We start from the raw sequence: 21,681 nt of genomic DNA on the forward strand, positions 1-21,681 counted from the left end.
AATCCCGCCCTTTTTGTAGCCTTTTGCCAACTATAAATACTTTATTAGAAGAATTTGAACAAAGATTAAAAGAAGATTGGTTTGAAAATCAGAAATTATACATTGAACAAGCTGAAAAAGTAGGTGAATTATTAGAGGATGTTAGGGGACGGACAGAAATATTACAGTCTGTAGCACCAGAATTGTCATTGGATGGTTACAATAGTAGATTAGAAGAAGTAGAAGAATTTTATAATAAGTTAAAGAATCAAGAATTTATACCACCTTTTAATCTTGAAAAATCCTTCAATAAGTTTAAGGAATTTTATATGGAGCAAGCAAATAAGAACGTGATTTCGTCTCTTGCCAATAAAATATATGAATTTGAAAAGTATCAGATTAAGAAGTATAAAGAAAAGATTGAAGAACAAAATAAAAATAGAGTTATAATTGAAATTTCGTTTAAACGGTATTTAGTCAAATGTTACAAGAATATAAGTGACTCTTTTTGGAGAAATGATTTTCTAAGCAATTTAGAGGATAATTTTGGTATAAAAACAAACCGCTAAGATTTTTTTCTTAGCGATTGTTATCTAGTTAAAATTTAATTTATGCATATAATATGTAAACCTTTACATCATTCAGGTATTTTGATATAGTTAAAGGAAGAAGCCTTTTTAAAGGTGTATAATTGGAGGATAGGATGTCAAAGAAAAAGAATCTTCAAGTTTTAACAACTGGTGTTGCGTTAGCGATTGCATCTATCGGGACAACAGCTTTGGCACAAGAAACAAGAGTAAAAACTACTGCAGTAAATGAACCTGCGTATCGGGTTTTACAAAATGAAGCAAGGAAATCATCTGACCTAAAACCACAGCTTGATGCTCAAGAAGTTGTTACTAAAAAAGCAGAGACTGAAGTTAAAAACAATCAGTCTGAACTTGCTTTAAAAGAAAAAGCTGTTAAAGATGCTCAAGTATCTGTAGTGAAAGCCACTCAAGCAGTTAAAGATACAAAAGAAAAAAATAAACAAATTTTGAAAAACGCATCCAAAGCAGATGCGAACCGTGCTCAAGCTATTAAATCAGCTGAAACAGAGGTTAATACTAAAAACGATGCTGTCAAATTGGCTAAAGAAAAATTGGCAAGCGCTAACCAACATGCTGAAACAGTTGAAAGCAAATTGCAGTCAGCCCAAGCTGAATTGAAATCTGCTCAAGACAAATTGGCGAATACTGGTACTGATACAGTAACAATCGCAGACTTGACTCAGTTCAAACAAGATAAAGCCGAAGGCGACTCAGACTTCATGACTGACTCTGGTGCTACAGTTATTGAACAGTCTTCAACAAAAATCAGTGAAGCTGATAAAAAACGTATAGTTGACATTGATAAATTGACTGATGAAGAAAAATTAGCTGTATCTGAACTATACGTTAAGGGACTCAAACAAATTCGTAAAGAATTAGATGGTCTATCTGAAACAGAAGTTACAGATAAAGCTATTGAACTAGCAACTAAACGTGCTGAACAATATAAAGAACGTGGACTTGATCCACTTTCTCATGGACACATTGGAGCTGGTGTTGAAAACCTTGTAAAAATTGGTTCTAAAGAACGTGTATCAAATCTTTATGAATTAAAAGAAATCGTATACAATGCATTAATGGGATCATCTTTTGCAGACGCACCATCTAAATGGGGACACTTATCAGCTAACCTTCGTTTTGCTAAATATATTGGTCTTGACATCGCTAACATCAATGGTGAATACTGGCTTGTAATTGCATTTTCAAACGAAGGAAACGTTGTCAAAACAAACAACGACACAGCATATCTTGAAAAAGCTGTCGCAACAGCTGAAGCAAACCTTGCACAAGCTAAAATTGCATCAGAAAATGCTAAAAATGCTTTGACAAAAGCTTCAACTGATTACGCAAGCGCACTTAGCTTGAAAACTGAAGCTGAAAAAGTCCTTGCTGACGCAATGGCTACACCACTTCAAGCTCAAGTTGCTGAAAACAACCTACATTTGGCAGAAATTGCTTTAGAAAACGCTAAGAAACGTGAAACTAAAGCAAAAAATGATGTAACTTCAGCTAATGAAAAACGTAAAAAAAGTGTTTCGAAATTAGCTACAGAAAAAGAAAAGCTTTCAAAACTGAAAGAACAGTACAAGAAACTTTTACAAACTGAATCAAACAATAAAGAAGTCTCTAAAGGTAGTTGGATTCAATCTTCTGGTCGTTGGTGGTACAAACATAACAATGGTTCATATACAACTAATGGATGGGAACAAATTAACGGAAAATGGTATCATTTTGATCGCTCAGGTTGGATGCAGACAGGTTGGTTGAAATCAAGTGGTTCATGGTACTATCTTAATAATTCAGGAGAAATGCAGACTGGATGGATGAAATCAGGTAATTCATGGTATTATCTCAGTGGTTCAGGATCTATGCAGACTGGATGGATGAAATCAGGTAGTTCATGGTATTATCTCAGTGGTTCAGGCGCTATGCAAACTGGATGGGCAAAATCAGGCAATTCATGGTACTATTTGAATGGTTCAGGAGCAATGCAAACTGGATGGTTCACAGTCTCAGGAAAATGGTATTATGCATACCGTTCAGGCGCTTTAGCAGTCAATACAACTACACCAGAAGGTTATAAGGTAAATTATAATGGTGAATGGGTAAAATAAGCACTTTTTACCATGCTAAAAAATCTTCTTACATATGTAGGAAGATTTTTTGGCTTCTCAAAACTAGTTTAAAAGATACGCTATTTAAACCATTTTTGAGAATGAATATAAAGGATATCCAGAAATCTAGTTGGTCAACCTTTGGTCAACTTTTGTATTTTGAATATACCTTAGATGTTGACGATGTCTTGGTATATCTGATACTCACTTATATATTATAACTTATTTCAACTAAGATAAAACTGTAGTGGTCTGAAAGAACCTAGTTTGTACGAGCGATTTCTGTCCTATCTCCTTTTTCCATCCTCAGACCGAGGTGACTTTTTTGAATTGTGATAAAATAGAAGGGAGAGGATGCATCTATGAAAAAATTTCAAATCTTTTTATTTATTGAAGCCTGTCTGTTGACGGGAGCTCTGATTTTGATGGTATCAGAGCATTTTTCGCGTTTTCTGCTGATTCTATTCCTCTTTTTACTATTGCTCCGTTATTATACAGGTAAAGAAGGCAACAACGTATTCCTCCTTGTGGCGACTATTCTTTTCTTTTTCATCGTCATGCTTAATCCCTTTGTGATTTTAGCCATCTTTGTAGCGGTGATCTACAGTCTCTTTCTTCTTTACCCAATGATGAACCAAGAAAAAGAGGAGACTGACCTGGTTTTTGAAGAGGTGGTGACAGTAAAAAATGAACGCAATCCCTGGTTTGGCAATCTTCATCATTTCTCTAGTCACCAGACCTGCCAGTTTGACGATATCAACCTCTTTCGCCTCATGGGCAAGGACACCATTCATTTAGAAAGAGTCATCCTAACCAATCATGACAATGTCATTATTCTTAGAAAAATGGTCGGAACGACTAGGATTATCGTACCCGTAGATGTGGAAATCAGTCTCAGTGTCAACTGTCTCTATGGAGATTTAACTTTCCTCCATCAACCCAAGCGAGCCCTTCGTAATGAACACTATCATCAGGAAACCAAGGACTATCTCAAGAGTAACAAGAGCGTCAAAATTTTCCTAACCAGTATGATTGGAGATGTGGAGGTGGTCAGAGGATGAAAAAGCAATCCTATCTATTAATCGGGCTGACTGCTCTCCTTTTTATCCTCTTTTTGACCAATAGTCTACTTGATATTCTCAATCTTGATTGGTCCTATTTGCTACAAGATATTGAGAGAACAGAAAAGTTAATCTTCTTGATTTTTGTCTTTAGTCTTTCCATGTCCTTCTTTTTTGTCCTCTTTTGGAGGGTGATGGAAGAAATTTCTCGCAGAAAAATGCAGGTCAATCTCAAGCGACTGTTAGCAGGAAAAGAGGTGGTTTCTTTTGCAGATCCAGACTTTGATGCCAGTTTCAAGTCCTTATCTGGCAAGCTCAATCTCTTGACAGAAGCTGTTCAAAAGGCTGAAAATCAAGGCCTGGTCAGGGAAGAAGCAATCATCGAGAAAGAAAGGAAGCGGATAGCACGTGACTTGCACGATACAGTTAGTCAGGAGTTGTTTGCAGCCCATATGATTTTATCAGGGATAAGCCAGCAGGCTTTGAAGCTGGATAGAGAAAAGATGCAGACCCAGTTGCAAAGTGTTGCAGCTATCCTTGAAACAGCCCAGAAAGATTTGCGGGTCTTGCTCCTACATTTGCGACCTGTTGAGTTGGAAGAGAAGAGTTTGGTTGAGGGGATTCAAATCCTCTTAAAAGAGCTAGAGGACAAGAGTGATCTCAAGGTTAGTCTCAAGCAAAACGTGTCTAAATTGCCCAAGAAGATTGAAGAACATATCTTCCGTATTTTGCAGGAGTTGATCAGCAATACCCTTCGCCATGCCCAAGCATCTTGTTTGGATGTCTATCTCTATCAGACAGATGTTGAATTGCAGCTGAAGGTGGTGGACAATGGGATTGGTTTCCAGTTGGGGAGCTTAGACGACTTGAGTTACGGACTGAGAAATATTAAGGAGCGGGTTGAAGATATGGCAGGAACAGTTCAACTCTTGACAGCACCTAAGCAAGGACTGGCGGTTGATATCCGTATTCCCCTGCTAGAAAAGGAATGATAAAGGAGTAAAGATGAAAATTTTACTAGTAGATGACCATGAAATGGTCCGATTGGGCTTGAAAAGCTACTTTGACCTCCAAGACGATGTAGAAGTTGTGGGCGAGGCGGCTAATGGGTCTCAAGGGATTGACTTGGCCTTGGAATTGCGTCCAGATGTCATTGTCATGGATATCGTCATGCCTGAGATGAATGGGATTGATGCTACCTTGGCTATCCTCAAAGAATGGCCTGAAGCCAAGATTTTGATTGTGACTTCTTATCTAGACAATGAAAAAATCATGCATGTCTTGAACGCGGGTGCGAAAGGTTATATGCTCAAGACTTCAAGTGCGGACGAACTGCTCCACGCTGTTCGTAAGGTTGCTTCTGGAGAGCTTGCTATTGAACAAGAGGTCAGCAAAAAGGTCGAATACCACCGCAATCATATAGAGCTTCATGAGGATCTGACTGCGCGTGAGCGAGATGTGCTCCAACTCATCGCCAAGGGCTACGAAAATCAGCGCATTGCAGATGAACTCTTTATCTCCCTAAAGACGGTCAAGACCCATGTATCCAACATCCTAGCCAAGCTTGAGGTCAGCGATCGCACTCAGGCTGCAGTCTATGCCTTTCAGCACCACTTGGTAGGGCAGGAGGATTTTTAGATGAATCTTACAGATTTACTTGTGGAGCTAGAAGCGGGAAAAGACCCTGAGAAAGCAGGCCCAATGGAAGCCTATATGCGCCATCAATTTCCCTTTCTAGGCATTGCAGGTCCTGAAAGAAATTCACTCTATAAAAAGTATTTTCCAGAAGCGAAAAAAACAAAGATTATCGATTGGGATTTTGTAGACACTTGCTGGGAAAAGGAGCCTAGAGAATACCAATATGTGGCTGCCAACTATTTGAAAGCCATGCAGTCTTATCTAACGAAGGACGATTTGCCTAAGCTTGAGCGCCTGGTTGTGACCAAGTCATGGTGGGATACGGTAGATATTCTAGACCGAGTAGTAGGAAGTTTGGTATATGACAAGCCAGAACTGGGAGAAATCATCCTCCAATGGAGTTTATCAGATAATATCTGGCTGAGACGAGTCGCTATTAACCACCAGTTGTTAAGGAAAGAGAAAACAAATGTCCAACTGATGGAAAAAATCCTGCTCAACAATCTGGACCAGACAGAATTTTTTATCAACAAAGCCATCGGCTGGGCTCTAAGAGACTACTCTAAAACCAATCCGGAATGGGTAGCAAGCTTCATCGAAAAAAACAGGGAAAGAATGGCTGAACTCAGTATCAGGGAAGCAAGCAAGTACCTTTAGCATCATTGAAAAGCGCATTCATTACTTGAAAATTAACCGTGGTTTATGCTATAATAGACTGTATTTAAAAAATTTTAAGGAGAAATGACAGAATGTCTGTATCATTTGAAAACAAAGAAACAAACCGTGGTGTCTTGACTTTTACTATCTCTCAAGACCAAATCAAACCAGAATTGGACCGTGTCTTCAACTCAGTAAAGAAATCTCTTAACGTTCCAGGTTTCCGTAAAGGTCACCTTCCACGTCCTATCTTCGATCAAAAATTTGGTGAAGAGTCACTTTACCAAGACGTTATGAACGCTCTTTTGCCAAACGCTTATGAAGCTGCAGTAAAAGAAGCTGGTCTTGAAGTCGTTGCACAACCAAAAATTGACGTAACTTCAATGGAAAAAGGTCAAGACTGGGTTATTACAGCTGAAGTCGTGACAAAACCTGAAGTAAAATTGGGTGACTACAAAAACCTTGAAGTATCAGTAGATGTAGAAAAAGAAGTAACAGACGCTGACGTTGAAGAGCGTATCGAACGCGAACGCAACAACTTGGCTGAATTGGTTATCAAGGAAGCTGCTGCTGAAAATGGTGACACTGTTGTCATTGACTTTGTTGGTTCTATCGACGGTGTTGAGTTCGACGGCGGAAAAGGTGAAAACTTCTCACTTGGACTTGGTTCAGGTCAATTCATTCCTGGATTTGAAGACCAATTGGTAGGTCATTCAGCTGGTGAAACTGTTGATGTTATCGTAACATTCCCAGAAGACTACCAAGCAGAAGATCTTGCAGGTAAAGAAGCTAAATTCGTAACAACTATCCACGAAGTTAAAGCTAAAGAAGTTCCAGCTCTTGACGATGAACTTGCAAAAGACATCGACGAAGAAGTGGAAACTCTTGACGAATTGAAAGAAAAATACCGCAAAGAATTGACTGCTGCAAAAGAAGAAGCATACAAAGATGCAGTAGAAGGTGCAGCAATCGATAAAGCTGTAGAAAACGCTGAAATCGTAGAACTTCCAGAAGAAATGATCCACGAAGAAGTTCACCGTTCAGTAAATGAGTTCCTTGGAAACTTGCAACGTCAAGGGATCAACCCTGACATGTACTTCCAAATCACAGGAACTACTCAAGAAGACCTTCACAAACAATACGAGGGAGAAGCTGAGTCACGTACGAAGACTAACCTTGTTATCGAAGCAGTTGCCAAAGCTGAAGGATTTGACGCTTCAGAAGAAGAAATCCAAAAAGAAATCGAGCAATTGGCAGCAGACTACAACATGGAAGTTGCACAAGTACAAAACTTGCTTTCAGCTGACATGTTGAAACACGATATCGCAATCAAAAAAGCTGTTGAATTGATCACAAGCACAGCAACTGTAAAATAATCTTAAAAGATAAAAAGCCCACCTGAATAGGTGGGTTTTCTGCTGGTCTATTTTCCAAAAATCAATTTGAGGTCTGCGTCTGTAATCCCGATCATGGCTGGAATACTAGACCAGTTTTCCTCGGTGAGGATGTAGGATTGTTCAGAGTCACTTGCTGTGGCAGTTTCAGAGAAGGCTTGTTTACTTTCTTCAATATTAGTTTCAATTAAATCACTGAAACGCTCAATCAGATAGGTCTTGCGGGCAGTTCCGATATGCTTGACTGCATAGTCAAAGGCCTGTAATTCACCAAGAAGGATGAGCTTGCTCTTGGCCCGTGTAGTGGCTGTGTAGATGAGATTTCGCTCCAGCATGCGCTTGCTAGCACGGGTGATGGGCAGGATGACAACAGGAAACTCACTTCCTTGAGACTTATGGATACTCATGGCATAGGCTAGTCGAATCTTGTACCATTCGTTACGTGGGTAGATGACCTCATTGCCATCAAAATCAATGACAATCTCATCTTGTTTGGACTCGGTGTATTTTCCAGGAATCAGATCTGTGATGTAGCCTAGGTCTCCATTAAAGACATTGACTTCGGCATCGTTGACTAGGTGAATGACCTTGTCCCCTGTTCGATAGTGACACTGAGTGGCTTCAAAACTCACTTGTCCTTTTTGGTGAGGATTGAGCAGGTCTTGCATGAGTTGGTTGATGGCGTCAATACCAGCAGTTCCTCGATACATAGGCGCCAGCACCTGAATATCGCGAGCCGGAATGCCACTTCTGAGGGCAGCACCGAGGATTTTCTCAATGGTAGCTGGGATATGGCCACTAGCGATTTCAAAGTAGGAACGGTCTGCCTTTTTCTGGCTAAAGTCAGCTGGCAAGATGCCTTGTCGAATTTGACTAGCCAAGGTAACGATGGTTGATTCCTCGCTCTGACGGTAAATCCGTTCTAAGCGAGTCTGAGGAATCAGGGGTATCTGGAGCAGGTCAGCCAGGACTTGTCCGGGACTAACAGACGGTAGCTGGTCGCTATCACCTACGATGAGAATTTTACTGTTAGAAGAAATGTTGGAGAAGAGCTGGTTGGCTAACCAAGTATCCACCATGGAAAACTCATCTACAATGATAAAGTCGGCATCTAGATAATCTTCCAGATGGCTGGTATCATCATCACCCGTCATTCCCAAATGGCGGTGGATGGTAGCGCTAGGTAAACCTGTCAGTTCATTCATACGCCGAGCGGCTCGACCAGTTGGAGCAGCAAGAAGGATAGGCAGATTGCTTTTTTTCTTGAGATCAAGCCCTTCTAAAAGGGCATAAACAGCGATAATCCCATTGATAACAGTCGTCTTACCAGTACCGGGTCCACCTGTTAGGATAAAGACCTTGTTATGGATAGCATCACAGATTGCCTGTTTTTGGATGCTATCATACTCAATACCCAGTTCTTGCTCGACAGTAGCGATATGCTTGTGAATGGTTTCCAAATCCTGATTTTTCTGTTTTCCTTTTTCAAGGATACGAACCAAGTGACTGCGAATACCTTCTTCTGCGAAAAAGAGGCTGTTATCAAAGATTTTGGTATCCACCTGTTGAATTTTATCTTCTTCGATCAAATGAGATAATTCCTGAGCTACTTGGCTGGGATCGAGTTCCACGGGACGGGAAGACTCGAGGAGGGTAAGTGTCTGTTCCAGCAAATCACGGGCCTCCATATAGGTATCGCCCGTATCCATACAACCTTGAAAGAGACTGTGGACAAGGCCAGCACGGAAGCGTTCAGGGGCTTGACTTTCGATGCCTAGTTCGGCGGCTAGTTGGTCAGCAATGGTAAAGCCCAAGCCCTTGATATCCTCAACCAACTGGTAGGGATAATTTTCGACAATATCCAGCGTTTCTTCCTTGTAAAAGTCTTGAATCTGAAAGGCTAGTTTATTGGGAATGCCGTAGTTGGCCAGTTTTGCCAAAACCATTTCTGTCCCATAGTTGAGACGGAGGGTGGAGACAAAAGCCTCACGGTTTTTGGCAGAGAGTCCAGCAATACTTTCCAGCTTTTCAGGATGCTCCAGAATTTCGTCGATAGTGTTTTCACCATAGCTATCAACGATTTTCTGGGCAGTTTTGAGGCCAATTCCCTTGAAATGGCTGCTAGAAAAGTACTTGACTAGACCCTTACTAGTGGGTTTTGCTCTCTCATAACGACTGATCTGTAGCTGTTCCCCATACTTGGAGTGCTGAACGATTTGTCCCCAAAAAGTGTAGTCTTCACCCTCAATCACGTCCGCCATGGTTCCTGTAACGATGATTTCAAAATCGTCAAAGTCCTCCGCATTGGTATCTTCGATATCTAGGAGGAGGATGCGATAAAAATTACTAACATTTTCAAAAATAATGCGTTCAATGGTGCCTGAAAAATAAACTTCCATAGGTTTCCTTTACATGAGTTCGTGAGAATTGATCTCTTGGCCACTTTGAAAAGCTAGATGACGAAAAGGTTTTTCTCGCAATAGAAAAAGAGACAGAGACTTAGCGTTCTCGGCCTCTTCCTTATCTTAAAAAGTTCCGATACGGTTAAGTGGCCAGAAACGGAATTTTGCTTCACCTTTTATATCGCTGGCCTTGAAGGTACCGACATGGCGGCTGTCGCTAGAGACTAGACGATCGTCACCAAGGAGAAGGTATTCGCCTTGAGGGACAGTAAAGCTGAAGCTGGTGTTGGAATTGATATCGACCGTAAAGGCTTGTGCTTTTTGAGCAAGTTCTCTAAAGTAGACTCCCTTATTGCCTTCAAATCCTTTTCCAGTATAGGTGTTCTGCAACTTTTCTGTTTTGAACAAGTTGAGGTATTCAGCTAGGTAGGGTTCATCCGTTTCTTTATCGTTGATAAAGAGTTTGTCATTTTCGTAGCGGATGGTATCTCCGGGCATACCGATGACCCTTTTGACAATGTCTTTATTTCCTTCTTCCTCATGCGCAACCACAATGTCGAAGCGGTCAATTGGGAGGTGTTTAACAACGAAGAGAACTTCTCCGTTTGCTAGGGTAGGGTCCATCGAGTGTCCTTCTACACGGACATTGCTCCAAAGAAAGATACGACTAAGACCTACCAGTGCGATAATCAGGAAGAAAACTCCCCATTCTTTTAGAAATGTTTTAAACGAATTCATAATTTACCTTTCTAGAAGTGCTTTGGCTTTTTCAGTGTTTTTAAAGTGAAGTTTGGCACAGAAATGAAGTCCTTTCATTCCATAGGCCTGAAGGATTTTACTAGCAACCTTATCAGATGCAGTCCCAGCGCCACTTGGCAGTTGATAGCCCAGTTCTCGTCCCAGATTTTCTAAGTTTTCGAGGAAGAGATCACGCGCGATGATGGAGCTAACCGCAACAGCCAGGTATTTGCCCTCAGCTTTTTCTTCCAAAGTGATCTTATTTGGAAAACGGTTGGCTTCTTGCGCCAAGTATTTGTTATAGTTTTTAGGGCTTGTAAAAGCATCAATCACAATTTTCTCTGGCTGGACTCCTTTTTGAAGCAGGAGAAAAATAGCCTGATTGTGAAGGGCAACCTTTACAGAAACAGCATTGTAACGCTCTCCGATAACTTCGTTGTACTTGCTCGGTGAAAGGAGAAGTGCTTGGTGCTGGATTTTTTCCTTGAGAATAGGGGCAATTTGACGAATCTTTTGGTCTGTCAGAGTCTTAGAATCTCCCACGCCGAGTTTTCGCAAGAAGTCGTGCTGGTCAGGTGTTACGAAGGAAGCCACGACAGCCAACCCACCAAAGTAGGAACCATTTCCCACCTCATCAGTCCCAATCATAGGAAAATCTTGTCCACTGTTTTCTTGTTGAACTTGATAACCAAAGAAACTGGCGTATTGCTCAGCCATTTCGCCCTGGAGGAGGACTTTTCCAGAAGTATAGATGGAAACCGTTGCCTGAGGCAGTCGCAAAAAATAGCGGATATAGGGATTTTTACTAGGACTGAGAGCCTTCTGATACTGACTTAAAAAGCTCTGAATTTCCTGTTCACTTGGTGTGAGTGTGATACTTGCCATAGTCTCTATTGTACCACAAAAGCAGGAGAATTGGTAAAAACTGACAAAGTTAGCGAAATTTGGTATAATATCGTGAGGTGAATTTTATGGCAAATCTAAATCGATATAAGTTTACATTCGGGAAAAAGACATTAACCTTGACAACCGAGCATGACAACCTCTTTATGGAGGAAATTGCCAAGGTTGCGACTGAAAAATACCAAGCAATTAAAGAACAAATGCCTGGGGCGGATGATGAAACCATTGCGCTTCTTTTGGCGGTCAATTGTCTGTCTACACAGCTCAATCGTGAAATTGAATTTGATGACAAGGAGCAAGAGTTGTTAGAACTCCGCCACAAGTTGATTGCTGTCAAACAAGAACAGAGCAAGATTGAGGACTCCCTATGATTTCAATCCTACTCTTATTGGTTCTGGCTTGGGGCTTTTACATCGGCTACCGTAGAGGTTTGGTGCTGCAAGTTTATTATTTACTCGTTGCAGTGGTTTCAGCCTTTGTTGCGGGACAGTTTTATAAATCACTGGGAGAGCACTTCCACTTGCTTGTCCCTTATGCCAATCCTCAGGAAGGGCAGGGCACCTTTTTCTTCCCTTCAGACCAGCTTTTTCACCTAGACAAGGTCTTTTATGCGGGTCTCGCCTACCTTCTAGTTTTTGGAATTTGTTACAGTATCGGACGTTTTATCGGTTTGTTCCTACACTTGATTCCAACTAAAAAGCTCGATGTCAAATGGTTTCGTATCGGAGCAGGCGTTTTGTCTCTATTGGTAACCCTATTTGTCTTGCAAATGGCTCTGACCATCCTTGCAACAGTGCCTCTGGCAATCATTCAAAATTCACTCGAAAAAAGTATAGTAGCTAAAAACATCATCCAAAGTGTCCCTTTTACAACAAATTTTATCAAGCAACTTTGGGTGACAAATTTAATCGGATAAAAAGGGCGGGATTTTTCCTAGCCCTTTGTTTACAGATTGGAGGACTAGGTCAAAATCTCTAGTTACTATAATCTTGTAAACCAGCATACAAGGAAAGAATATGAATACAAAAATACTAGAAACCTTAGAATTTAATAAAATCAAAGCCTTGTTTGAACCGCATCTTTTGACAGAACAAGGACTAGAGGAGCTAAAAGGCTTGGCTCCAACTGCCAAGGCGGATAAGATCAAACAAGCCTTTACAGAGATGGAGGAAATGCAAGCCCTTTTTGTGGAGCAACCCCACTTTACCATCCTAGCTACACGTGAGATTTCAGCTGTCTGCAAGCGTCTGGAGATGGGGGCGGACCTCAATATCGAGGAGTTCTTGCTCCTCAAACGAGTCTTGCTAGCTAGCAGAGAGTTGCAAGGTTTTTATGCCAATCTTGAAAATGTACGCTTGGAGCAGTTGGCGAGATGGTTTGAAAAACTACATGATTTCCCACACTTGCAAGGGAGTCTTCAATCCCTAAATGATGCAGGATTTATCGAGAATTTTGCCAGCGAAGAACTGGCACGCATCCGTCGGAAAATCCATGATAGCGAGAGTCAGGTCCGAGATGTTTTGCAAGACTTGGTCAAGCAAAAAGCTCAGATGTTGACGGAAGGAATTATCGCTAGTAGAAATGGGCGTCAGGTTTTACCTGTCAAAAACACCTACCGTAACAAGATTGCGGGTGTTGTTCATGACATCTCTGCCAGTGGGAATACGGTCTATATCGAACCCCGTGAGGTCGTGAAACTGAGCGAAGAAATAGCGAGTCTTCGAGCTGATGAGCGCTACGAGATGATTCGTATCCTGCAGGAACTATCGGAACGGGTCCGTCCTCATGCGGCAGAGATTGCTAATGACGCTTGGATTATCGGTCATCTGGATCTGATTCGTGCCAAGGTGCGCTTTATTCAAGAAAGACAAGCAGTCGTTCCTCAACTTTCAGAGAACCAAGAGATTCAACTCCTTCATGTTCGCCATCCTTTGGTCAAAAATGCAGTGGCAAACGATGTACACTTTGGTAAGGAATTAACAGCTATTGTCATTACAGGTCCCAATACGGGTGGGAAGACCATCATGCTCAAAACCTTGGGTTTGACGCAACTTATGGCCCAGTCAGGCTTGCCCATTCTAGCTGATAAGGGGAGCCGTGTCGGTATTTTTGAAGAAATCTTCGCAGATATCGGAGATGAGCAGTCTATTGAACAAAGTTTGTCTACCTTTTCCAGCCACATGACCAATATAGTAGATATTCTTAGCAAGGTCAACCAACACTCGCTTTTATTGCTAGATGAGCTTGGGGCAGGGACCGATCCGCAGGAAGGTGCAGCCCTTGCCATGGCTATTTTGGAGGATCTTCGTTTACGTCAGGTTAAGACCATGGCGACGACCCACTATCCAGAACTCAAGGCCTACGGTATTGAGACAGCCTTTGTGCAAAATGCCAGCATGGAGTTTGATACAGCCACTCTGCGTCCGACCTATCGCTTTATGCAGGGAGTTCCTGGCCGAAGCAATGCCTTTGAAATTGCTAAACGCCTTGGCTTGTCAGATGTCATTGTCGGGGATGCCAGCCAGCAGGTCAATCAAGATAATGATGTCAACCGTATCATTGAGCAATTGGAAGAGCAAACGCTTGAAAGTCGCAAACGCTTGGACAATATCCGTGAGGTGGAGCAAGAAAACCTCAAGATGAACCGAGCACTCAAAAAACTTTACAACGAGCTCAATCGTGAAAAGGAAACTGAGCTTAACAAGGCGCGTGAACAAGCTGCTGAGATTGTGGAACTCGCTCTAAGTGAGAGTGACCAGATTCTCAAAAATCTCCATAGCAAGTCTCAACTCAAACCCCATGAAATCATTGAAGCCAAGGCTGAGCTGAAAAAATTGGCTCCTGAAAAAGTCGACTTGTCTAAAAACAAGGTCCTTCAAAAAGCCAAGAAAAAACGAGCTCCGAAGGTGGGAGATGATATCGTGGTTCTCAGTTATGGCCAACGTGGAACCTTGACTAATCAGCTCAAGGATGGCCGTTGGGAAGCCCAAGTCGGTTTGATCAAGATGACCTTGGAAGAGAAAGAATTTGATCTTGTTCAGGCTCAACAAGAAGCCCCAGTCAAGAAAAAACAAGTCAATGTCGTGAAACGTGCTTCTGGACGTGGTCCGCAAGCAAGACTGGATCTCCGAGGCAAACGTTATGAAGAAGCCATGAATGAGCTGGACGCCTTTATTGACCAAGCCCTGCTTAATAATATGGCTCAGGTAGACATCATCCACGGTATCGGAACGGGAGTCATCCGTGAAGGAGTTACCAAATACCTGCAAAGAAACAAACATGTTAAGACTTTCGGCTATGCTCCTCAGAATGCTGGGGGCAGTGGCGCAACCATTGTGACCTTTAAAGGTTAGAAAAAGATTGCTCCTCTTTTTTTGAAAAAGAAGTGAAAATCCATCTTTTTTCAAATAATATATTGACAAAAGCTAACTTTTCTTGTAAAATAAGAAAAAATTAAATACCAACACCGAATGAAGTTTAATAGAAGTGGAGAAAGGTTTGTTTTCCATGACTGTAAATGGACGGAACTCTGGAGAGACCGTAAAGGCACCGAAGGGGCAAGGCAGGCAACTGCTCAAACTCTCAGGTAAAAGGACAGAGCTAAGATAGCCCGCTTTTTGGCATTTATCTAGGCATTCCAGAGTACATGTATCTTGCATGTGCTCTTTCTTTTGGGGTTGAAAAGATAGGAGTAGAACATGTTAGAATTGCTAAAAGCGCTTGATGCTTTCGTTTGGGGACCTCCCCTCTTACTGTTATTGGTCGGAACGGGTATCTATCTGACCATCCGACTAGGACTTTTACAGCTAGCTCGTCTCCCCAAGGCCTTTCAGTTGATTTTTACCAAGGACAAGGGACATGGCGATGTATCGAGCTTTGCTGCTCTCTGTACAGCCCTTGCAGCTACTGTTGGAACGGGAAATATCATCGGAGTTGCGACAGCCATTAAGGTTGGTGGGCCAGGTGCTCTCTTTTGGATGTGGATGGCAGCCTTCTTTGGGATGGCAACCAAGTATGCTGAAGGCTTGCTGGCTATCAAGTACCGCACCAAGGATGCAAATGAAGCTGTAGCTGGAGGACCCATGCACTACATCCTTTTGGGAATGGGAGAAAAGTGGCGTCCACTTGCTATCTTCTTTGCCCTAGCGGGTGTATTGGTAGCCCTTCTAGGAATTGGTACCTTTACCCAAGTCAATTCAATTACAGAATCTATCCAAAATACAGCTCAAATTGATCCAGATATCACAGCTCTCGTTTTATCTGTTTTTGTCGCGATTGCAGTCTTTGGTGGACTCAAATCCATTTCCAAGGTTTCAACAGCAGTCGTCCCTTTTATGGCTATCGTCTATATTCTAGGAACCTTGATTGTGACTTTCTTTAATATCGAGAAAATCCCAGCCACACTTGCCCTCATCTTTACCTCTGCTTTTAGCCCTGTAGCTGCAGTAGGAGGATTTGCAGGTGCGACTATCCGTACTGCAATTCAAAATGGTGTGGCGAGAGGAGTCTTCTCTAACGAATCTGGTCTTGGTTCAGCTCCGATCGCAGCTGCTGCGGCTAAGACTAATGAGCCTGTCGAGCAAGGCTTGATTTCCATGACAGGAACCTTTATTGATACTCTCATTATCTGTACGTTGACTGGTTTAACAATCTTGGTAACTGGGGTTTGGAGTGGTGATTTGAATGGAGTTGCCTTGACCCAGTCAGCCTTTTCAACAGTTTTTTCACACTTTGGACCTGCTCTTTTGACCATCTTCCTTGTACTCTTTGCCTTTACGACAATTCTCGGCTGGAATTACTACGGAGAGCGCTGTTTCGAGTTTCTCTTTGGCGTTCGCTTTATCTGGCTCTATCGAGTGGTCTTTGTGCTTATGGTCTTGTTGGGAGGTTTTATCGAGTTGGACATGGTCTGGATTATTGCAGATATCGTCAACGCCTTGATGGCCTTACCTAACTTGATTGCCCTTTTGGTCTTGTCGCCAGTAGTTGTTGCCGAGACTAAGAAGTATTTTAAGAACTAATCCAATCACACTTTTAGTGTGATTTTTTCATTTCATAAACATTTCCTATCATGGCAATTGAAAATATATATTATCCAAAGAAAAAATTCTATGATAGACTAAATGACAATAAAATGAAAAGAGGTTCCTTATGACAAGATTTACTATCCATACAGTAGAATCAGCACCAGCAGAAGTAAAAGAAGTTCTGGAAACAGTACAAAAAGACAACAATGGCTATATTCCCAATCTGATTGGTCTCTTGGCCAATGCTCCTACTGCTCTAGAAGCCTACCGAACTGTCGGAGCCATCAACCGTCGCAATAGCCTGACACCAGTGGAACGCGAAGTAGTGCAAATCACAGCTGCCGTAACCAATGGTTGTGCTTTCTGCGTCGCAGGTCATACTGCCTTTTCAATCAAACAAATCCAGATGAATGATGATCTTCTCCAAGCACTCCGCAACCGTACTCCAATCGAGACAGATCCAAAACTAGATACTCTAGCTAAGTTTACCTTGGCGGTCATCAATACCAAAGGGCGCGTGGGAGATGAAGCCTTGGCTGAATTTTTGGAAGCTGGCTACACGCAACAAAATGCCTTGGACGTGGTTCTGGGAGTCAGTCTAGCCAGCCTTTGCAATTATGCCAACAACCTAGCCAATACGCCAATTAACCCCGAATTGCAACCGTATGCTTAATTCATATCTGAGAAAAAATGAAGTCTGAAATAATCGAACTTCATTTTTTAAGTCCTCATTTAAGCGCTTTTATGCTATACTAATAATAACATGATTATTGGAGGCTCGAATGAAAAAGCTCCCCTTGGTATTCTCTGGCTGTTTATTAGGTTTAGCAGGTGCAGGAAATTTGATTGCAGATACTTGGCCAGTTCTGTCGCATTTATTGAGTCTGATTGGCCTAGTGTTGTGGATTTTCTTTTTGATTCTTCATCTTTTTAATTGGGAAGAAACCAAGCAAGAATTGACCAAGCCCCCTCTTCTATCTGGAATGGCCACTTTTCCTATGGCTGGGATGATTTTGTCGACCTATGTCTTTCGCGTATTCCCTGCTCTTCCTTTGGTATCACAAGGGATCTGGTGGTTCTCATTTCTCTTGGATTTAGCTTTGATTGCTACTTTTACCATCAAATTTGCCTGTCCGGGTCGGAGGGTCAATGCGACTCCTAGCTGGACGGTGCTCTATGTGGGGATAGCAGTAGCAGCCTTGACCTATCCTCTGGTAGGTATCATTGAAATTGCCTATGCGACCTTGAGTTTTGGTTTTGTCTTGACCTTCTATCTCTATCCGCTTATTTATAGCGATTTAAAGAAACATCCGCTCCCACTAGCCTTGCTTGGACAAGAAGGAATCTACTGTGCTCCCTTTTCTCTACTCCTGGCTTCCCTAGTTCGAGTTGGAGGAGCAGGCCTACCGACTTGGCTCTTGATCGTCATGATTTTGGCTTCTCAGTCCTTCTTTTTCTTTGTTTTAACTCGCATGCCTAATATTTTAAAACAAGGATTTCAACCAGCCTTCTCAGCCCTAACCTTCCCAACCATTATCACAGCTACTTCGCTCAAGATGGCTCAGGGAATTTTGAAACTTCCATTTCTGGATTATCTGGTATTGGCTGAAACTGTTATTTGCCTCGCTATTTTATTCTTTGTCTTGGTTGCTTATCTGATTTGGTTACGAAAAAAGGTCTAGCTATATTCTAGCTAGGCCTTATTTTTTATGGTTGGATAACTTCAGCTCCACCCATGTATGGACGAAGAGCTTCTGGAATGGTTACAGAACCATCTGCATTTTGGTAGTTTTCAAGAATAGCAGCCACTGTACGTCCAACTGCAAGTCCAGAACCGTTCAAGGTGTGAAGGAGTTTCACCTTGCCATCGGCTTCATCACGGTAACGGATTTGGGCACGACGGGCTTGGAAATCTTCTGTATTTGAACAGCTTGAGATTTCACGGTAGGTATTTTGGGCTGGAATCCAAACTTCCAAGTCGTAAGTCTTAGCTGCTGAGAAGCCCATGTCCCCAGTAGAGAGGGCAACGACACGGTATGGAAGGTTGAGTTTTTGAAGAATGTTCTCAGCGTTGGCTGTCATCTTTTCCAATTCTTCATAAGATTCTTCTGGTTTGGCAAATTTGACCATTTCAACCTTGTGGAATTGGTGCAGACGAATCAAGCCACGTGTATCACGACCAGCAGAACCAGCTTCAGAACGGAATGATGGACTCATAGCGGTAAAGTAGATTGGTAGGTCTTTACCGTCAAGGATTTCATCACGGTAGTAGTTTGTAAGGGGCACCTCAGCTGTAGGAATGAGGACATAATTAGTGTCTTTCAATTCAAAAGTGTCTTCCTTAAATTTTGGATATTGACCAGTACCAAACATAGAGTCGTGGTTAACTATGTATGGTGTGATAACTTCCGTATAGCCTTCCTTGCCATGCTCATCCAACATGAAGTTGTAGATAGCACGTTCCAAACGAGCACCAAGTCCTTTATAAAAGAGGAAGCGAGCGCCTGTTACTTTACCGCCACGTTCCCAGTCAAGGATACCCAAGTCTTCACCAAGATCCCAGTGAGCTTTTGGCTCGAAGTCAAACTCGCGCGGAGTTCCCCAACGGCGAACTTCCACATTGTCATCTTCATCAGCTCCAACAGGAACGCTGTCGGCAGGGATGTTTGGAAGAGTAGTGGTAAATTCTGTCAATTTAGCATCAATGTCCGCCAATTCAGCATCCAAGGCTTTGACTTCAGCAGATAAGGTTTGCATAGCAGCAATCTTGTCACCGGCATTTTCCTTGTTGCGCTTGGCTTGGGCAATCTCAGCAGAAACAGTGTTACGTTCTGCTTTCAAAGTTTCAACCTTAACCAAGATGTCACGACGTTTAGCATCGATTTCTTTCATCTCGTTTAAGACAGTAGCATCTACACCACGTGTAGCCAATTTTTCAGCGACAGCATCAAAATCTGTACGAATACGTTTGATATCTAACATAAGTCCTCCTTTATATGAAAAAAGCACACCTGACAAAGTGTTGGAGTGGCAGGGCCACGGTTCCATCCAACTTCACAGGTGTGCACTTGATTGTGTATGTAATTGTTACTAACGGTAGAATTTCACTTACCCCTCCTATCTGCTCGCAGCACCCGCAGACTTTCTGAAAGAAGGAGATAACTTACTTATCCGTTGCTATGATTATACTAAAGTTTTTACTTTTTTGCAAATAGATTTTTAAGTTTTTGTCCAATGGTCTGGAGTAGAGTCGGAAGTTTCACAACCTTGTCATTTCCTAATTTTTCCCGAGCGATTTTGAGGATAGCTCCAGAGTCTTTTGAAGCAAAGAGGAATTTTCCTTGGTCAGTAAAGACTTCAAAGTGACGACTGATTTTGCGGCCACTTACGTTTGCTCCGATTTGATTGACACTAGACCAGGGGATTTGGATATATTGTTCGACATTGACATCAGGATAAAACTCCAAGGCTTGGTCCCCGACTAGAAATTTTCCAACCTTTCCAGAGATAGAGAGGTAAGATGTCCCAGTAGTTTGGAGGTCAATGACTTTATTGAGAGATTGGGCCATGATTAGTCTTCCTTACTTTCATCGAAAAAGGCATGGTAGAGAGCCTTGATAGCTGCCTTTTCTTGGTCTTTATTGACAACAAACATGATGGAAACTTCACTTGAACCTTGTGACATCATCTGGATGTTGATTTTATTCTCAGACAAAGCACGTGTTGCAGTAGCAGTTACCCCGATATGGCTCTTCATCTTTTCTCCGACAATCATAATGATGGAAAGGTCATGTTCAATCTCTACATGATCCACTTCAGCCTTTTGAACGAGTTGACGTAGAATTTCTTCTTCTTTGATAGGAGTTAATTCACGGGAGCGGAGAATGATTGAAAGATCATCGATACCAGTTGGCATGTGTTCCCATCCGATGTTAAGATCTTCTAGGATTTGTAGAGCCTTGCGACCAAATCCTACTTCACGGTTCATGAGATATTTTGACATGTTGATGCTGACGAATCCTGAGTCACCCGCAATCCCTACTACTGGGAATTTATCACTACTGTGTTCTAAAACAATGCGTGTTCCTGGGTGGTCAGGATTATTGGTATTTTTGATAACCAGAGGAATTTTCCCACGGTAGGCAGGGAGCAGAGCTTCATCGTGAAGGACTGAGAAACCTGCATAGGCCAATTCACGCATCTCACGGTAGGTCAATTCAGGGATAGAGTGCGGTTGGTGAATGATACCAGGATGGGCAGCAAAGATACCGTCAACATCCGTAAAGTTTTCGTAGAGATCAGCTTTGACACCTGCAGCAATGATGGAACCTGTTATGTCGGATCCACCACGTGAGAAGGTACAGATTTGATCTTCCTTAGTAACCCCAAAGAAACCAGGAATAACAAGGACTTGGTTGCTATCAGCCAAGCCTTCAATCTTGTCATAACTAGATGGAATGATGCGAGCATTTCCAGGTTCGCTTGTTACGATAATTCCCGCTTCTCTAGGATGGACATAGCGCGCATCAATGCCATTTTGGTTAAAGTAGGCTGCGATCAATTTGGCGTTGTTGTTTTCTCCAGCCGCTAGGAAGGTATCATAGAGAAATTCATTGTCCTCTATAGGAAGAGTTGCCAAGGCCCGAATACTTTTAGAAATTTTCTCTAAAACAGTTGGTTTTAAGCCTAGTTCGCTCACCATAGCCGCATAGCGGTCGATAATCCAATTTTGGCTAGTGCTGATGTCATTTCCAGCCACATAGTCACGATAGTATTTGATCAAGGCATCTGTAACCTTGGTATCCTCAGCATTGCGTTTACCCGGTGCAGAAACAACCACAAAACGGCGCTCTTTATCGCTCTTAACGATATTTAAAACTTTTTCTAACTGACTAGCAGAGGCAAGAGAGCTTCCACCAAATTTAACAACCTTCATAGGGACTCCTCAAGTAAGTATTTTATACGATTATAGCAGAAAGAGGGGCTTTTTTCAATGAAGAAAATATCTTCCTATTTTAATAGAAGCAAATGTTAATTTATTCTGGGAATCGATAAATAGATAAAAAGTAAGAAAGTCAATTTTCCTCAAATTCATAAATGAAGGTAAAATAATCGGCTGAGACACTTTTAATTGATTTTTTCTTGTTCCTTTATCCCAAAAAAGGTATACTTTGATAA

19 protein-coding genes and 1 riboswitch are annotated in these 21,681 nt (G+C 42.0%); of the genes, 13 read left to right on the plus strand and 6 right to left on the minus strand.

Annotated features, from left to right (window positions below; all coding sequences use genetic code 11):
* Window positions 1-23: 23 nt before the first annotated feature.
* The 7 genes from ACVC7S_RS00210 to tig all read left to right on the plus strand — a co-directional run bounded on the left by ACVC7S_RS00210 (window position 24) and on the right by tig (window position 7,415).
* A complete protein-coding gene (locus ACVC7S_RS00210; RefSeq protein WP_447265759.1) occupies window positions 24-548 on the plus strand; it encodes a hypothetical protein in 525 nt (174 codons plus the stop codon).
* A gap of 134 nt (window positions 549-682) precedes the next feature.
* The gene (locus tag ACVC7S_RS00215; RefSeq protein ID WP_447265760.1) at window positions 683-2,683 is read left to right on the plus strand and encodes an SEC10/PgrA surface exclusion domain-containing protein; all 2,001 of its coding nucleotides are present in this window, start codon (window positions 683-685) and stop codon (window positions 2,681-2,683) included.
* Between the two features lie 362 nt (window positions 2,684-3,045).
* Complete coding sequence (gene liaF, locus ACVC7S_RS00220) at window positions 3,046-3,744, plus strand: cell wall-active antibiotics response protein LiaF (protein WP_447265761.1); 699 nt, start codon at window positions 3,046-3,048, stop codon at window positions 3,742-3,744.
* Window positions 3,741-4,736, plus strand: coding sequence for a sensor histidine kinase (locus ACVC7S_RS00225; RefSeq protein WP_447265762.1), 996 nt, complete (start codon window positions 3,741-3,743; stop codon window positions 4,734-4,736). Before liaF ends, ACVC7S_RS00225 begins: the two co-directional genes overlap by 4 nt.
* A 13-nt stretch (window positions 4,737-4,749) precedes the next feature.
* A complete protein-coding gene (locus ACVC7S_RS00230; RefSeq protein ID WP_447265763.1) occupies window positions 4,750-5,382 on the plus strand; it encodes a response regulator in 633 nt (210 codons plus the stop codon).
* A complete protein-coding gene (locus tag ACVC7S_RS00235; protein WP_096408243.1) occupies window positions 5,383-6,039 on the plus strand; it encodes a DNA alkylation repair protein in 657 nt (218 codons plus the stop codon). It begins immediately after the preceding gene.
* A gap of 92 nt (window positions 6,040-6,131) precedes the next feature.
* A complete protein-coding gene (gene tig / locus ACVC7S_RS00240; protein WP_447265764.1) occupies window positions 6,132-7,415 on the plus strand; it encodes a trigger factor in 1,284 nt (427 codons plus the stop codon).
* Window positions 7,416-7,462: 47 nt separating this feature from the next.
* Here the strand turns inward: tig and recD2 are convergent, their stop codons facing one another.
* From recD2 to rnhC, 3 genes are all read right to left on the minus strand, one after another.
* Complete coding sequence (gene recD2 / locus ACVC7S_RS00245) at window positions 7,463-9,832, minus strand: SF1B family DNA helicase RecD2 (RefSeq protein ID WP_447265765.1); 2,370 nt, start codon at window positions 9,830-9,832, stop codon at window positions 7,463-7,465.
* Between the two features lie 126 nt (window positions 9,833-9,958).
* Window positions 9,959-10,573, minus strand: coding sequence for a signal peptidase I (gene lepB, locus ACVC7S_RS00250; RefSeq protein ID WP_447265766.1), 615 nt, complete (start codon window positions 10,571-10,573; stop codon window positions 9,959-9,961).
* A 3-nt stretch (window positions 10,574-10,576) separates the two neighbouring features.
* On the minus strand, window positions 10,577-11,458 hold the full coding sequence (gene rnhC / locus ACVC7S_RS00255) for a ribonuclease HIII (protein ID WP_447265767.1): 882 nt from the start codon (window positions 11,456-11,458) through the stop codon (window positions 10,577-10,579).
* Window positions 11,459-11,544: 86 nt separating this feature from the next.
* Here rnhC and zapA point away from each other — a divergent pair, with 86 nt between their 5' ends.
* The 6 genes from zapA (at window position 11,545) to ACVC7S_RS00285 (ending at window position 18,185) form a co-directional block, all read left to right on the plus strand.
* Window positions 11,545-11,847 (plus strand): cell division protein ZapA, encoded by a 303-nt coding sequence (zapA, locus tag ACVC7S_RS00260; RefSeq protein ID WP_000002028.1) that lies wholly within the window; start codon window positions 11,545-11,547, stop codon window positions 11,845-11,847.
* Complete coding sequence (locus tag ACVC7S_RS00265; RefSeq protein WP_447265768.1) at window positions 11,844-12,392, plus strand: CvpA family protein; 549 nt, start codon at window positions 11,844-11,846, stop codon at window positions 12,390-12,392. The genes zapA and ACVC7S_RS00265 overlap by 4 nt, the downstream gene beginning before the upstream one ends.
* A gap of 100 nt (window positions 12,393-12,492) precedes the next feature.
* The gene (locus tag ACVC7S_RS00270) at window positions 12,493-14,829 is read left to right on the plus strand and encodes an endonuclease MutS2 (protein ID WP_447265769.1); all 2,337 of its coding nucleotides are present in this window, start codon (window positions 12,493-12,495) and stop codon (window positions 14,827-14,829) included.
* Between the two features lie 166 nt (window positions 14,830-14,995).
* Window positions 14,996-15,084, plus strand: a riboswitch (glycine riboswitch).
* Between the two features lie 90 nt (window positions 15,085-15,174).
* On the plus strand, window positions 15,175-16,497 hold the full coding sequence (locus ACVC7S_RS00275) for an alanine/glycine:cation symporter family protein (protein WP_447265770.1): 1,323 nt from the start codon (window positions 15,175-15,177) through the stop codon (window positions 16,495-16,497).
* 130 nt (window positions 16,498-16,627) lie between these two features.
* Window positions 16,628-17,176: a carboxymuconolactone decarboxylase family protein gene (locus tag ACVC7S_RS00280; RefSeq protein WP_000196657.1), complete on the plus strand. Its 549-nt coding sequence runs from the start codon at window positions 16,628-16,630 to the stop codon at window positions 17,174-17,176.
* A gap of 109 nt (window positions 17,177-17,285) precedes the next feature.
* Window positions 17,286-18,185 (plus strand): TDT family transporter, encoded by a 900-nt coding sequence (locus ACVC7S_RS00285; protein ID WP_447265771.1) that lies wholly within the window; start codon window positions 17,286-17,288, stop codon window positions 18,183-18,185.
* A gap of 25 nt (window positions 18,186-18,210) precedes the next feature.
* Here ACVC7S_RS00285 and serS read toward each other — a convergent pair whose 3' ends face one another.
* The 3 genes from serS to ACVC7S_RS00300 all read right to left on the minus strand — a co-directional run bounded on the left by serS (window position 18,211) and on the right by ACVC7S_RS00300 (window position 21,439).
* Window positions 18,211-19,485: a serine--tRNA ligase gene (gene serS / locus ACVC7S_RS00290; protein WP_447265772.1), complete on the minus strand. Its 1,275-nt coding sequence runs from the start codon at window positions 19,483-19,485 to the stop codon at window positions 18,211-18,213.
* Between the two features lie 215 nt (window positions 19,486-19,700).
* A complete protein-coding gene (locus ACVC7S_RS00295) occupies window positions 19,701-20,072 on the minus strand; it encodes a DUF956 family protein (protein WP_000079374.1) in 372 nt (123 codons plus the stop codon).
* A 2-nt stretch (window positions 20,073-20,074) separates the two neighbouring features.
* Window positions 20,075-21,439, minus strand: coding sequence for an aspartate kinase (locus tag ACVC7S_RS00300; protein ID WP_447265773.1), 1,365 nt, complete (start codon window positions 21,437-21,439; stop codon window positions 20,075-20,077).
* Window positions 21,440-21,681: the final 242 nt, after the last annotated feature.

This window comes from Streptococcus sp. Z556 (assembly GCF_053010225.1).

What these genes read in the sequence shown, in the direction of transcription:
- ACVC7S_RS00300 (WP_447265773.1), bottom strand. Translation starts at nt 21,439, where the DNA reads ATGAAGGTTGTTAAATTTGGTGGAAGCTCTCTTGCCTCTGCTAGTCAG.
- ACVC7S_RS00280 (WP_000196657.1), top strand. Translation starts at nt 16,628, where the DNA reads ATGACAAGATTTACTATCCATACAGTAGAATCAGCACCAGCAGAAGTA.
- tig (WP_447265764.1), top strand. Translation starts at nt 6,132, where the DNA reads ATGTCTGTATCATTTGAAAACAAAGAAACAAACCGTGGTGTCTTGACT.
- ACVC7S_RS00285 (WP_447265771.1), top strand. Translation starts at nt 17,286, where the DNA reads ATGAAAAAGCTCCCCTTGGTATTCTCTGGCTGTTTATTAGGTTTAGCA.
- ACVC7S_RS00230 (WP_447265763.1), top strand. Translation starts at nt 4,750, where the DNA reads ATGAAAATTTTACTAGTAGATGACCATGAAATGGTCCGATTGGGCTTG.
- ACVC7S_RS00270 (WP_447265769.1), top strand. Translation starts at nt 12,493, where the DNA reads ATGAATACAAAAATACTAGAAACCTTAGAATTTAATAAAATCAAAGCC.
- lepB (WP_447265766.1), bottom strand. Translation starts at nt 10,573, where the DNA reads ATGAATTCGTTTAAAACATTTCTAAAAGAATGGGGAGTTTTCTTCCTG.
- zapA (WP_000002028.1), top strand. Translation starts at nt 11,545, where the DNA reads ATGGCAAATCTAAATCGATATAAGTTTACATTCGGGAAAAAGACATTA.
- ACVC7S_RS00275 (WP_447265770.1), top strand. Translation starts at nt 15,175, where the DNA reads ATGTTAGAATTGCTAAAAGCGCTTGATGCTTTCGTTTGGGGACCTCCC.
- ACVC7S_RS00225 (WP_447265762.1), top strand. Translation starts at nt 3,741, where the DNA reads ATGAAAAAGCAATCCTATCTATTAATCGGGCTGACTGCTCTCCTTTTT.
- ACVC7S_RS00215 (WP_447265760.1), top strand. Translation starts at nt 683, where the DNA reads ATGTCAAAGAAAAAGAATCTTCAAGTTTTAACAACTGGTGTTGCGTTA.
- ACVC7S_RS00235 (WP_096408243.1), top strand. Translation starts at nt 5,383, where the DNA reads ATGAATCTTACAGATTTACTTGTGGAGCTAGAAGCGGGAAAAGACCCT.
- serS (WP_447265772.1), bottom strand. Translation starts at nt 19,485, where the DNA reads ATGTTAGATATCAAACGTATTCGTACAGATTTTGATGCTGTCGCTGAA.
- recD2 (WP_447265765.1), bottom strand. Translation starts at nt 9,832, where the DNA reads ATGGAAGTTTATTTTTCAGGCACCATTGAACGCATTATTTTTGAAAAT.
- liaF (WP_447265761.1), top strand. Translation starts at nt 3,046, where the DNA reads ATGAAAAAATTTCAAATCTTTTTATTTATTGAAGCCTGTCTGTTGACG.
- rnhC (WP_447265767.1), bottom strand. Translation starts at nt 11,458, where the DNA reads ATGGCAAGTATCACACTCACACCAAGTGAACAGGAAATTCAGAGCTTT.
- ACVC7S_RS00265 (WP_447265768.1), top strand. Translation starts at nt 11,844, where the DNA reads ATGATTTCAATCCTACTCTTATTGGTTCTGGCTTGGGGCTTTTACATC.
- ACVC7S_RS00295 (WP_000079374.1), bottom strand. Translation starts at nt 20,072, where the DNA reads ATGGCCCAATCTCTCAATAAAGTCATTGACCTCCAAACTACTGGGACA.